The sequence below is a fragment of the Cohnella hashimotonis genome, assembly GCF_030014955.1.
GTDB lineage: Bacteria > Bacillota > Bacilli > Paenibacillales > Paenibacillaceae > Cohnella > Cohnella hashimotonis.
Window position 1 is genome coordinate 2,888,058 of the sequence record NZ_JAGRPV010000001.1, and the last position, 13,056, is coordinate 2,901,113.

General features: G+C 57.7%; 14 protein-coding genes. 13 read left to right on the top strand and 1 reads right to left on the bottom strand.

The genetic code is table 11. The annotated features are described in order from the left end of the window. The first annotated feature begins 16 nt into the window (after positions 1-16). The 10 genes from hfq (at position 17) to glnA (ending at position 10,676) form a co-directional block, all read left to right on the top strand. Entirely contained in the window at positions 17-259 is a 243-nt protein-coding gene (hfq, locus tag KB449_RS11600; RefSeq protein WP_090112621.1) for an RNA chaperone Hfq, read from the top strand. A 159-nt stretch (positions 260-418) separates the two neighbouring features. Beyond that, positions 419-3,049: a PBP1A family penicillin-binding protein gene (locus KB449_RS11605; protein ID WP_282908523.1), complete on the top strand. Its 2,631-nt coding sequence runs from the start codon at positions 419-421 to the stop codon at positions 3,047-3,049. Positions 3,050-3,148: 99 nt separating this feature from the next. Continuing rightward, a complete protein-coding gene (locus tag KB449_RS11610; protein ID WP_282908524.1) occupies positions 3,149-3,589 on the top strand; it encodes a GNAT family N-acetyltransferase in 441 nt (146 codons plus the stop codon). Positions 3,590-3,710: 121 nt separating this feature from the next. Then, complete coding sequence (locus KB449_RS11615; RefSeq protein WP_090112617.1) at positions 3,711-4,271, top strand: ribonuclease FAU-1 family protein; 561 nt, start codon at positions 3,711-3,713, stop codon at positions 4,269-4,271. Continuing rightward, the gene (locus KB449_RS11620; protein ID WP_282908525.1) at positions 4,268-4,924 is read left to right on the top strand and encodes a YdcF family protein; all 657 of its coding nucleotides are present in this window, start codon (positions 4,268-4,270) and stop codon (positions 4,922-4,924) included. Before KB449_RS11615 ends, KB449_RS11620 begins: the two co-directional genes overlap by 4 nt. A gap of 89 nt (positions 4,925-5,013) precedes the next feature. Beyond that, on the top strand, positions 5,014-6,033 hold the full coding sequence (locus tag KB449_RS11625) for an AAA family ATPase (RefSeq protein WP_282908526.1): 1,020 nt from the start codon (positions 5,014-5,016) through the stop codon (positions 6,031-6,033). Positions 6,034-6,097: 64 nt separating this feature from the next. Further along, positions 6,098-7,420, top strand: coding sequence for a GTPase HflX (gene hflX, locus KB449_RS11630; RefSeq protein ID WP_282908527.1), 1,323 nt, complete (start codon positions 6,098-6,100; stop codon positions 7,418-7,420). 40 nt (positions 7,421-7,460) lie between these two features. Beyond that, on the top strand, positions 7,461-8,768 hold the full coding sequence (locus KB449_RS11635) for a methionine gamma-lyase family protein (RefSeq protein ID WP_282908528.1): 1,308 nt from the start codon (positions 7,461-7,463) through the stop codon (positions 8,766-8,768). 126 nt (positions 8,769-8,894) lie between these two features. Continuing rightward, a complete protein-coding gene (locus KB449_RS11640; protein WP_282908529.1) occupies positions 8,895-9,314 on the top strand; it encodes a MerR family transcriptional regulator in 420 nt (139 codons plus the stop codon). Positions 9,315-9,347: 33 nt separating this feature from the next. Next, positions 9,348-10,676 (top strand): type I glutamate--ammonia ligase, encoded by a 1,329-nt coding sequence (gene glnA, locus KB449_RS11645; protein ID WP_090112608.1) that lies wholly within the window; start codon positions 9,348-9,350, stop codon positions 10,674-10,676. Positions 10,677-10,762: 86 nt separating this feature from the next. On the opposite strand, the gene lexA is transcribed toward glnA, so the two are convergent. Continuing rightward, on the bottom strand, positions 10,763-11,386 hold the full coding sequence (gene lexA / locus KB449_RS11650; protein ID WP_282908530.1) for a transcriptional repressor LexA: 624 nt from the start codon (positions 11,384-11,386) through the stop codon (positions 10,763-10,765). A gap of 222 nt (positions 11,387-11,608) precedes the next feature. Here lexA and KB449_RS11655 point away from each other — a divergent pair, with 222 nt between their 5' ends. The 3 genes from KB449_RS11655 (at position 11,609) to KB449_RS11665 (ending at position 13,001) form a co-directional block, all read left to right on the top strand. Next, the gene (locus tag KB449_RS11655; protein ID WP_282908531.1) at positions 11,609-12,001 is read left to right on the top strand and encodes a LysM peptidoglycan-binding domain-containing protein; all 393 of its coding nucleotides are present in this window, start codon (positions 11,609-11,611) and stop codon (positions 11,999-12,001) included. A 161-nt stretch (positions 12,002-12,162) separates the two neighbouring features. Beyond that, positions 12,163-12,360: a DUF896 domain-containing protein gene (locus KB449_RS11660; RefSeq protein WP_282908532.1), complete on the top strand. Its 198-nt coding sequence runs from the start codon at positions 12,163-12,165 to the stop codon at positions 12,358-12,360. Positions 12,361-12,482: 122 nt separating this feature from the next. Further along, the gene (locus KB449_RS11665; protein ID WP_282908533.1) at positions 12,483-13,001 is read left to right on the top strand and encodes a hypothetical protein; all 519 of its coding nucleotides are present in this window, start codon (positions 12,483-12,485) and stop codon (positions 12,999-13,001) included. Positions 13,002-13,056: the final 55 nt, after the last annotated feature.

Consider the following 13,056-nt stretch of genomic DNA (forward strand, 5'->3'; position numbering starts at 1 on the left):
ATGGGGGATACCGGTAATGAACAAGTCCATAAACATCCAGGATACGTTTCTGAATCAACTGCGCAAGGATAGCGTGCCCGTCACCGTTTATTTAACCAACGGTTTCCAGATTCGCGGCGTCGTCCGCGCCTTCGACAACTTCACGATCGTCATCGATAGCGACGGCCGGCAGCAGATGGTATACAAGCATGCCATCAGCACGTTTATGCCGCAGCGCAACGTATCCCTTCAGCAGCAGGACGCGGGAGCCAACGCTTGACCCATAGGCGCGCGTAGCCCCCAAAACGAAACCTTTCACCCCCCTTGAGCGTCTAATTGAATAGCCAGGCCACAGGGCAACCCAACACTTGGGTTGTTCTTCTTTTGAGCGGGTATGGTATAGACAGAGAAAAACGTACTGTAAAAGGGGAGAAAGCCATTGGCTCAGTCAGCACCGAAATCGTCCCGCAGCGGGAAAGGCGGCAAGCCGCCACGCAAGCGCGGGCGTCGCAAAGTCGCGCTCATTTGGATCATCTGCCTTGCAATACTGGCCGTTCTCGCCGCCGCGGTCGCGTACCTGCTCGTCATTTTGAACGGCGAACGCATATTGTCGGCCAACCTCAACAAGCTCGATCTCGACCGTTCGACGATCGTCGCAGACGCGAACGGCAACCAGATTGCCAAAATATCGATCGCGGGCGGCAACCGCGAATACGTGCAATACAAGGACATTCCTCAAGCCGTGCGCGACGCTTTCGTGGCGGTCGAGGACAAACGGTTCTACGAGCATGGCGGCGTCGACCTGTTCGGTATCGGCCGTGCGCTTGCCAAGGACGTCGTCGCCCGCAGCATGGTCGAAGGCGCCAGCACGATTACCCAGCAGCTCGCTCGCAACCTGTTCCTGAACGCGGACAAGACCTGGTTCCGCAAAGGCACGGAAGCGTCGATCGCGCTCGCGCTCGAGCGGCACAAGACCAAGGAAGAGATTTTAGAGCTGTACTTGAACCGGATTTACTTCGGCAACGGACAATACGGAATCAAGACGGCTGCAAAATATTACTTCGGCGTCGGCGATCTCGATCAGCTCAAGACCTGGCAGATCGCTACGCTAGCCGCGATTCCGAAAGGGCCGAGCATATACAACCCCTACAAGCATCCGGACAACTCCATGGAACGGCGGGCCGTCGTCCTGCGGCTCATGGCGGATCAAGGGCTTATTACGGAAGAAGAACGCGCAGCGGCCGCGGAGATCGTCTACAAGCCGACGATGGCGATGACAAGCACGAGCAAGTTCGCCAGTTACACGGATTATGCGATCGACGAAGCGCTCCAAAAGCTTAATCTGACGGAAGAAGAGCTTCTGTCGGGCGGCTACACGATCTACACGACGATCGATACGGACGCTCAAAGCGCGATGGAAAGCGAGTTTTCCAAAGATTCCAACTTCGAGAAAAGCGAGGACGATACGCCGATTCAAGGCGCGATGGTCATCATGGACCAGCACGACGGTTCGCTCAAGGCGATGGTCGGCGGCCGTGATTATCAGAAGAGCGGATTGAACCGCGTAGAAAGCCGCCGTCAGCCGGGCTCCTCGTTCAAGCCGATCGTCTCGTACGGACCGGCGCTCGAGACGGGCGATTATACGCCCGATTCGACCCTCCGCGACGATAAGATCTGTTACGGCAACGGCACCTATTGCCCGACGGACTCCAACGCGAAGAAGTATATCGGCGCCGTCTCGATGAAGGAGGCGATTCGCGAGTCGCGCAACCAGCCTGCCGTCTGGCTGCTTAACGAGATCGGTCTTTCGACGGGCGTCAAGTTCGCCGGCAAGCTCGGTATCGATCTGGGCGACGAAGACAAGCACAATCTGGCGATCGCGCTCGGCGGCCTGACCAACGGCGTGACGCCCGTTCAGATGGCCCGCGCATACGGCGCCTTTGCCAACGGCGGACAGCTGCAGGACGCGCACGCCGTGCTGAAGATTAACGACGCTTCGGGAAAAACGGTCTATTCGTTCAAGTCGCCCGGCGACAATCAGGTAATTAAACCGTTGACCGCCTATTACGTGACCGAGATCATGAAGGGGGTCGTGAGCGGCGGTACCGGTACGAAAGCGCAAATCGGCGGCCGGACCGTCGCGGGCAAGACGGGGACGACGCAGCTTGGGCTCAAAGGCGTCAGTTCCAGCGGCAATCGCGACGTTTGGTTCGTCGGGTACACGCCGGAATACACCGCGGCCGTCTGGATGGGCTACGACAAGACCGACAAGGACCACTATGTCAAAAAGAGCAGCGGTCAAGCTGCAGCGCTGTTCTCCAAGGTGATGACCAAGGCGCTCGAGGGCAAAAAGAAGCAGTCGTTTCCCGTGCCGGATCAGGCGCAGGAGCAGCCGACGCCAACGACTACGGCAAACTCGGCGATCACGGATTTGACCGGCGTTTACGACTCCCAGCAGGTATCGGTGGCTTTGAACTGGACAGCGGTGCCGGGCGACAATATCACGTACAAGATCTATCGCCAGGCAAGCGGAGAGAACGAGTTCAAGCTGCTGGTCGAGTCCGTGACGCCGTCGGCCGACGACCCGTCGATTCTTCCGGATACGACCTATACGTATTACGTTAAGCCGTACGATCCGAACGCTGGCACGGAAGGGGCGGAATCGAATCGCGTGACCGTAGAGGTGACGTCCGAGCTGGAGCCGACACCGACGCCGACGCCTACCGAAACGCCTGGCGAGCCGACAGAATCGCTCCCGCCGGAGAGCACGAATACCCCGGACGACGGTAACGGAGGAGATCAAGGCGAACAAACGCCGGACGGCGGGCAGCCGACCGATACGGCTCCGCCTTCGCAGACGCCAACGCCAACACCGACTCCGTCGTCGACTCCTCAATCGACGGAGTCGACAGGTCCGGTCGCACGGGCGACGGCTACGCCGAGCGTGCTGCCGACGCAGACGGACACGGCCGATCAGAACGGCAAGAAAAATCATAAAAACGATAAAAACAATAAAAATCAACCCGATACGGGGGGCGCGGCCGATACTACCGAGACGGTCGCCCCATAAGCAAGCTTAACTTAGAGACAGGCGCGCTCGCGCTTGTCTTTTTTTCGTTTTTTGTACAAAATAGGTTCATTATAGAGAGAAACGGCAGGAGGAAACGGAATGAAGAGCAAACTGGTAACCGAGCAAAGCGAGCTGGAGCAAGCATTGGCCCTACGCATGGACGTATTCGTCAAGGAGCAAGGCGTTGCGTCCGACGAAGAAGTTGACGAATACGATGAATCCCCTTCCGCTTGCAGACACTTTCTGGTGACGGACGAGGGAGAGCCGGTGGCTGCGGGGCGCTGGAAAGCCTTTGAACCAGGCGTTGCCAAGCTGCAGCGCATCGCGGTTAGGCTTCCCTATCGCGGCCGTTCGATCGGTCGTCTTCTTGTGTCCGCCATGGAGGAGGACGCTTCCGCTTTGGGATACGATAGCGCGGTTCTGGATGCGCAGTGCAGCGCGGAGCCCTTTTATGAAAAACTTGGCTATACGACGATTTCTGCCGAACCGTTTTACGATGCCGGCATTTTGCATGTCAGGATGAGCAAAGCCCTGCGATAAATTTAGAGGGGGCCGTAAGCGTCTCATGCTTGCTGCAGTCATTAGGAGGCTTAACTGGTTCAAGAAGGCAAGTTGTGGTAAGCTTTGTGTAAACCTGATTATCGTGAACGAGAGAGGATTTATGAAACGAAAATTTTCCGACCGGGCCAACTGGCGCCGCATCTTGAAAAAAAACTATGCCTGCATTCCCATGGACGAACCTTATTTCCGCGGGTTTGTGACGCTGTACCGGATTCAAGACCTGCGCGACCCGCTCTGGAAGGAATACAACGGGAAGCGGATGTGCCTTGCGGACAAAGGATACCTGTGGACGCAGCATTACCCGCGCGGGGAGCATTTCGTCGTGACGACGATGTTCGATCAGCGCGGCCAGGTCGTACAGTGGTACATCGATATTTGCAAGACGCAGGGATTGACCGACCAACAGGTGCCCTGGTTCGACGACTTGTATCTCGACATCGTCGTGCTGCCTACCGGCGAGACGCTGCTGCTGGACGAGGATGAGCTGGAGGAGGCGCTTGACGACGGTCATATTACGCCGCGCGATTCGGCGATGGCCCACCGGACTGCGCAGCGCTTGCTGTCTCTGATTCGGCAAAAGAAGTTTCCTTACTTCGATATGAGCCTCAAGCATCGCAAGTTGTTTCTCGAGCGTCTCGGCTGGGAGAGCGGTACGCCGTGAGCGGGGGCGGGAATCACTTACCTAGCCCGGTCGAAGCCGTCGGCCGAGCGCGTCGGAGGCGGCTTCGAGCGGCCGCCTATGTGGTTAGCGCCGGCGTGCTGGCGCTTTTTCTTTGGTGCGGCAGCCTTTTTGTCGTCATCTGGCGATTCGATGGCGAACCGGCGAAGGGACTGCCCGCCCAATCCGATGTCGGGATCGTGCTTGGCGCGTCCTTGTGGAACGACAAACCGAGCCCGGGTTTGCAGGAGCGTCTCGATCAAGCTGTGTCGCTCTATAAGGCGAACGTATTCAGCCGCTTTATCGTTACGGGCGGACTTGACGCGGGAGGCGCCGCGCTGACCGAAGCGGAGGGCATGCGCGATTATTTGCGGCAGCGGGGCGTGTCTGCTTCGGCGATATTTATCGAGCCTGCGGCGACAAGCACGTACGAAAATCTGAAATTTTCCAAAGCGATCATGCAGGCGCACGGGTGGCATACCGCCGTAATTGTCACGCATCAATATCACGGATCCAGGTCGCTCGACATTGCAAAGGCGCTCGACTACGAGCGACCGCAGGTCAGCGTGACCGATTCTAAAGCGATGAACATGGCTTATCATCGGACGCGCGAAGTGTTGGCCTATACCAAATGGCTGCTTCAAAAGTGGCTCTGAACGTGCGGTTGCATGTTGCATGGCCGGCTCGAATAGACTGATAGTGCGGCGTTCGCGCCGACTTTTCGTCTGCGGGGTGTGAGCCATTCATGAACGCTAGAGCGCAGGGCGAGCGGGATAGCGCCGCCGCGGCGAGGCCCGCCAGACAGATCAACGTGGTGCTTCGCAATCAGGAAGCGGCGTCGTCCGGCGCTGCCACAAGTCCGGAAGCGCTGGCCGCCAGCCGCGGTTTGCCGTCCTCCGGCCCGTGGGCCATCTGGCAGCAGGAGCTGGAGCGCATGGTCGGACTCGATAATGTCAAGGAGCTCGTCTACGAGATTTACGCGCTGCTGCAGATCGCCCAATACCGGGGCGATGCGGGACTTCATAGCCAGGCGCACGTCTACCATATGATTTTCAGAGGCAATCCGGGCACGGGCAAGACGACGGTCGCCAGGCTGCTCGCCAAGCTTTTCCAGAGCATGGGGCTGCTGACCAAAGGTCATCTGGTCGAGGTCGAACGCGCAGACCTGGTCGGCGAATATATCGGCCATACCGCGCAAAAGACGCGGGATCTTGTAAAGAAGGCGCTCGGCGGCGTTCTGTTCGTCGACGAGGCTTACTCTCTTGCCCGAGGCGGGGAAAAGGATTTCGGCAAGGAAGCGATCGATACGCTAGTCAAGGCGATGGAGGACCATCGCAATCAGTTCGTACTGATCCTCGCGGGATATCCGATGGAGATCGACATGTTCATGATGACGAATCCGGGACTTCCATCCCGGTTCCCGATCCAGATGGATTTTCCCGACTTCAGCGTGGATCAGCTGCTTCAGATCGCCGAAGGGATGGCAAGAGAGCGCGATTACGTGCTGCTGCCCCAGGCGGTCGCCAAGCTCAAACAGAACGTGCTGCAGGAGAAAGAGGCGACGGGGCATCCGTTCAGCAACGCCCGATATGTGCGCAACATGCTCGAACGCGCGATCCGCAACCAGGCGGTGCGGCTGCTTCAGCAGTATCCGTCGGCTTCGCCGTCGAGACAGGAGCTGGTGGGCATTCGGCCGGAGGACCTGAAGCCGCTGCCTGCGGCAGGGACGCCGGCGGGTCCGGCATTCGGCTGGGGTTTCAATTAGAGTGCCTTCTTGCGGGTATAGTATAGGGAGACGAATCGAAGCACTGGAGGCAGCCGATAGAAAAATGAAGCCTAATTCTTACGATACGGGAGCGGATCATGGCGAGCGCGCGCTGCTCGTCAGTCTGGTTACGGACGCCGTACGCCAGTCGGGCGCGGATCCGGAGCATTCGATGGACGAACTGGCGAATCTGGCCGATACCGCCGGCGTCGAAGTCGTCGGACGCATGATGCAAAACCGGGACGTCCCGGATACGAGATGGTTCGTGGGCAAGGGCAAAGCCCAGGAACTGAAGGCGCGAATTGCCGAAGAAGAGGCGACGACGACCATTTTCGACCAGGAGCTGTCCGGCGTGCAGGTACGCAATCTCGAAGAAGAGCTGGACGTCAAGATCATCGACCGCACGCAGCTGATTCTCGATATTTTCGCGGGCAGAGCCAAGACGCGGGAAGGCATCCTGCAGGTGGAGCTGGCCCAGCTGTCCTATTTGCTGCCGAGATTGTCCGGACAAGGAAAAAATCTGTCCCGGCTCGGCGGCGGCATCGGAACGCGGGGACCGGGCGAGACGAAGCTCGAGACGGACCGCCGTCACATTCGCAATCGCATCACCGAGCTCAAGCGGCAGCTCGAAGGCGTGATGGCCCACCGCAAGCTCCACAGGGAGCGCCGCAAAAAAAACGGCGTCGTCCAGGTTGCCCTTGTCGGTTATACGAACGCCGGGAAGTCGACTTTGCTCAAGCAGCTTACGAGCGCAGACGTGCTTGCCGAGAACAAGCTGTTCGCAACGCTCGATCCGACTTCCCGCGCGCTCGCGCTGCCTAGCGGCAAGGAAGTGCTTCTCACCGATACGGTCGGTTTTATACAGAACTTGCCGCACGATCTGGTGGCGGCATTCCGGGCGACGCTCGAAGAAGTTAATGAAGCGGACCTGCTGCTCCATGTCGTAGATGCTTCGTCTCCGATGCGCGACCGGCAGCGGGCGGTTGTCGACGAGGTGCTGTCGGAGCTCGGCGCCGGCGGTCAGCCGACGCTGCTCGTTTACAATAAGATTGACGAATGTCCGCCTGCGGCGATCGGACTGCTCGCAGGCGGCCCCAACGCGCTGCGCGTCAGCGCGTTCAGCGCGCGGGACATGGAGACGCTCTTACGGCGCATCGAGGACAAGCTCCTGGGCGATGTTCGGTTGCTCTCGCTCCCGGCTGAACGCGGCGAGCTGGCAGCGCTCGCCTATCGCGTAGGCGAAGTGCTCGAACAAGGCACGGATGAGGACCGACTGCTGCTCAAGCTTCGCATCAATCCGGCCGATTTGGAGAAATACGGAAGATCGCTGGAAACTTATTTTATCGAAAACCATCTTGCAGAAAACGAAAACATGAATTCGGTCTAATCGTAAGCGCGAACCGGTTCGGAAATGGGAGCAGGAAAACATGAAGTCGAATGTCGACGGCAAGGGCTATCGGGAAACGGAACAGGAATGGCAACAGCTGGCCGACCGGGCGGAGACGCTCGCGGCCGGCCGGTTCGCGGAGACGGACCGGATCGGCGAAAGGAACAACTGGAAGGTTATTCGCGCCTTCCGCAGGCATAAAGTGAGCGATTACCACTTCGCCTCCTCGACGGGCTACGGCTACAACGATAGAGGGCGCGAGGTGCTGGATCTCGTGTATGCGGATGTGTTCGGAGCTGAGGCCGCACTGGTGCGGCCTCATTTTGCTTCGGGAACGCATACGATTTCGACGGCGCTATTCGGCGTGCTGCGTCCTGGCGACGAACTCTTGTTCGTGACCGGCGAGCCGTACGACACGCTTCGCAAGGTTGTGGGCAAGCCGGGAGACGGTATCGGGTCGCTTGCCGACTGGGGGATCCAAGCCACGTCGATTCCTCTGCTCGCAGACGGCAGCGTGGATTTCGGGGCGGTCGCCGCGGCCGTGACGCCGCGTACGCGGGTGTTCGCGATCCAGCGCTCACGCGGCTATGAATGGCGGTCGTCGTTTACGATCGACCAGATCGCGGATATGATCCGCAGGCTGCGACAGATAAAGCCGGACGCCGTCATTTTCGCCGATAATTGCTATGGCGAGTTCACGGAGGACCGCGAGCCGTGCGAGGTCGGCGTGGATCTGATCGCCGGTTCGCTCATCAAAAATCCGGGGGGCGGGCTTGCCGCCAGCGGCGGATATATCGCGGGCAAGCGGGAACTGGTCGAGCAGGCGGCCTTTCGTATGACCGCGCCCGGTATCGGCGCGGAAGTCGGCGCGATGCTCGGCACGACGCGGTCGATCTACCAGGGACTTTTCCTGGCTCCGCTGCTCGTCTCGCAAGCGGTCCGGGGGAGCATTTTTGCTGCGGCCGTATTTGAACAGCTAGGCTTCGAGACCAAACCCGGTTGGGACGAGCCCCGCACCGATCTCATCCAGGCGATTTCCTTCGGCTCGGAAGCCCCGCTGATCGCATTCGTTCAAGCCGTCCAGCGCGCAGCCGCGGTAGATGCGCACGTCGTTCCCGAACCGTGGGACATGCCCGGCTACGAGCATCCGGTCATAATGGCTGCGGGCACTTTTATTCAAGGGGGCAGCCTGGAGCTGTCCGCGGATGCGCCGATCCGCGAGCCTTTTATCGCTTATATGCAAGGCGGGTTAACCTATGCGCACGTTAAATTGGCCGTACGCGAAGCCTGGGAGACGCTGCGCGAGCGCGGCATGCTAGGCGGGATGTCAGTTCGGCGGGACCAATAGCCAAGCCTGACAAACGGCTGCGTATGCTCATTGGAATTAAACCTTACATTCCTTGACATGTTTTGCGGCCCGGGCTACAATGGAAGTGGTTGCAAATTCCGCGCCCAGATGGAAGGTTGATACGAAATGGCTGGCGACGAAATACGCAGAAATATGGCGCTGTTCCCGATTGGCATTGTCATGAAGCTGACCGATCTGACCGCCCGGCAAATACGATACTACGAACAACACGAATTGATTCAGCCTGCCCGGACCGCGGGCAATCAGCGGCTTTTCTCGTTTAACGACGTCGAGCGACTGCTCGAGATCAAAGCGCTGATCGAGAAGGGCGTCAACATCGCCGGTATCAAGCAGGTGATGAACCCGGTAGGAGAGAGCGCGGACGACGGGACGATCATCAACGAGCTGTCCGAGGTCAAGCGCCGAGAGCTGTCCGAATCCCAGCTTCACCGCATGCTGAAGCAGCAGATCATGTCGGGCAACAAGCGCCCGGGCCAAGTGTCGCTCATTCAGGGCGAACTGTCCCGCTTTTACAAGAACAAGTAGCTGTACCTACAACGACCATACTAGGAGGCTGTCATGAGCTACTCGCGCGAGGATATCATTCGGATTGCCAAGGAAGAAAACGTACGCTTCATTCGCTTGCAATTTACCGATCTGATGGGCATCATCAAAAACGTGGAAATCCCCGTAAGCCAGCTCCAGAAGGCGTTGGACAACAAAATGATGTTCGACGGCTCCTCCATCGAAGGCTATGTCCGGATCGAGGAGTCCGACATGTATTTGTATCCGGATCTCGATACGTGGGTCGTTTTCCCGTGGGTTACGGAAGATCGCGTCGCGCGTCTCATCTGCGACGTTTATATGCCTGACGGCACGCCTTTTGCCGGCGATCCGCGCGGCATCTTGAAGCGTGCGCTCGAAGAGGCGGAGGAACTCGGCTATACGTCGTTTAATGTCGGACCGGAACCTGAGTTTTTCCTGTTCCAGACCGACGAGAAAGGCAACCCGACGACCGAGCTCAACGACCAGGGCGGATACTTCGATCTCGCGCCGACCGACCTCGGCGAGAATTGCCGCCGCGACATCGTGCTTATGCTCGAGGAGATGGGCTTCGAGATCGAAGCTTCCCACCACGAGGTCGCACCGGGGCAGCACGAGATCGACTTCAAATATGCGGACGCCATCAAGGCGGCCGACCAGATCCAGACGTTCAAGCTGGTCGTCAAGACGATCGCTCGCAAGCACGGCCTGCACGCGACCTTTATGCCGAAGCCGCTTTACGGCATGAACGGTTCGGGCATGCACTGCCATCAATCGCTGTTCAAGGGCTCGGAAAATGCGTTCTACGATGCGAACGACCGTCTCGGTCTAAGCACAGTGGCGCGTCACTATATGGCCGGTATTCTGCAGCACGCTCGCGGCATGGCCGCCATTACGAATCCGACCGTCAACTCGTTTAAGCGCCTCGTACCGGGCTATGAAGCCCCATGTTACGTCGCGTGGTCGGCGAGCAACCGCAGCCCGATGATCCGCATTCCGGCATCCCGCGGACTGAGCACGCGCGTCGAAGTTCGCAACCCGGATCCGGCTGCCAATCCGTATCTGGCGCTTGCGGTCATGCTGAAGTCAGGACTCGACGGTATTCGCAACAAGACAGCGCTGCCGGCGCCTGTAGACCGCAACATCTACGTCATGAGCGACGAAGAGCGGATCGACGCCGGCATTCCGAGTCTGCCGCTCAACCTTCGCGAAGCGCTCTCCGAGATGCTGCGCGACGAGGTTGTGTGCGAGGCGCTCGGCGATCACGCGCTCACGCATTTTTATGAAATGAAGGAAATCGAATACGACATTTATCGCACTCAGGTTCACCAATGGGAGCGGGATCAGTATTTGACGACTTATTGATACTCGGCATCAACGAAGAAGCCTCGGCGATCGCTTAGCGATGCCGAGGCTTCTTTGTTATAAAATGGGATGGGGGCGAAGAACGATTAACGAATGCTGCGGATTAAACCGATGACTTTGCCCAAAATGCTGACGTTGTTCAAGCGCAGCGGCTCCATCGTGGTGTTCTCCGGTTGGAGGCGGATGTGGTCGCGCTCCTTGTAAAACGTCTTGACCGTCGCTTCGTCTTCCTCGGTCATGGCCACAACGATATCGCCGTTGGTAGCCGTCTGCTGCTGGCGTACGATGACGTAATCGCCACTGTGGATGCCGGCGTCGATCATGCTGTCGCCTCTGACGGAGAGCATGAATACCGTCTGCTCGCCGACCATCTGGGCGGGGAGCGGGAAGTACTCCTCGATATTCTCCGTCGCGGTGATCGGTACGCCTGCCGTGACCTTGCCAACGAGCGGGACCTGACGAACGGACTGCGCGAACTGGATGACGGGATCTTGTTCGCCGTCCGTAATCTCGATTGCGCGCGGCTTGGTCGGGTCCCGGCGAATCAGGCCTTTCTTTTCAAGACGGTCGAGATGACCGTGCACGGTAGAGCTCGAAGCGAGTCCGACGGCTTCGCCGATCTCGCGCACCGATGGGGGATAGCCTTTGTCCTTGACTTCGTTCTTGATGAATTCCAATATGGCGGATTGACGGTTGGACATCTTCGACACCTCGAAGCCCTCCTACTGACTTAAAAATTCATATGACAAATTATAACACAGAACCGGAGTTCGTACAAACATTCGTTCTTAGAGAACCTGTGTTCGTAAAAACCGTTGACTCAAACATATGTTCGTGATATTCTCTTATCAGAACAAACGTTTGGGGTGGATGAGATGGTACAAGTACAACTACTCGGTTCGGATTCGCTTAAATCTCAAGGGCATACATATATGAATGGAAAGCTGGGGCCGGAGCGAACGCCCGCTCCGACCGCTCGAGCCAAGAGAACGGCCTCGGCGCTCAGTTTTCAATCGCTTTTCTCCTTTAAGGGTCTTCGGCTGTTTCTGATTCCGATCGTCGCGCTGCTGATCTATGCGGGGTTGTCCATGATGACTGCGTCGGCCGAGCCCGACGCCGTTCGTCAAGCTGGAGCATATGAAGCGACCGTTACGGTCGACAGCGGAGACACGTTATGGTCGATCGCGGAGAATGCCAAGCCTTCCCGCATGAAGACGATTGAGGCCGTACATCTGATTATGAAGCGCAACGGATTGACTTCATCCACGATCGCTTCAGGTCAACGCCTGGTCCTTCCGGCCAAGCTGTCCGACTCTATTCGATAGGAATGTATGTTCCCATCCCCGAATGATTCGCATTACGGATTTAACTTGAATAGACTAACCTTAATCGACCGATGCATATCGGTCTTTTTTGCTTTAGCCTCGCCTTGACATTCCCCTTCCGATAATGTCAAATTAGAAGAGGCAACACGGGAGGTGACCCTATGGAATTCGACAAGCTGATCGCTCGGATTAACGAGTTGGCACATAAACATAAGACGATGGGATTGACCGAGGATGAAGCCGTCGAGCGGCAAAAGCTGCGTCAGGTTTATCTGGACAACTTCAAACGAAACTTCAGGCAGCAGCTCGATCAGATCGAATGGACCGACGAACCGCCGGAAGATACGATAAAGCATTGAAGCGCCCGTGAGCAGCTTCAAATAATTAATGTCATAAACGGTTGAATGGACGGTCTTATTCATGCGGCAACGCGGCAAAGCCGGCTTAAAGCCGGCTTTGCCTATACATAGGAGGGTATGCAGTGTCACGTTCATGGGAACGCGCCGTACAGCGCAATACGAAGGAAATCAACAAACGCCGCAAAAAAGAGGGCAAACAAAGCTTATCCGCGCCTGCGGCCCAGATTGACCGGTTTAAAGGCAGAAGCCTCATCATGCCCTTCACGCTCGTGCTTCTGATCGTATTCTACATTCTATTGTTCAAGCCGTGGTCTGCAAGTTTTGAGCAAAGCGCAGGCATGTTCTGGGCGACGGTCGGTTGTTATGTGCTGCTCGCCGTGTTTTACTTCCTGCGCAGGCCGTATCTGGCCGTCTCGAAGGACAGGCTGGAGACGCGCAGATTTGCGGGATACAAGACGCTTAAGCCGCTCGAAGTGCGGAAGATCGTTCAGATGCCTGGCTACATCGTCATCGAACCGGTCAAAGGCGGCAACTGGGTGTTCTCCAAGCTGATGAACCGGTACCCGCTGGACGCGATGTCAGTTCGTCTCAAGGAATTCGCAGGTCAGCATCAGGTCGAGTGGGAGACGCGCGCTAAGTAAGGAGCGAGTAGCTAGAATCACTTTAATAATGCTTTTCAAGAATCGCGCACGGGAG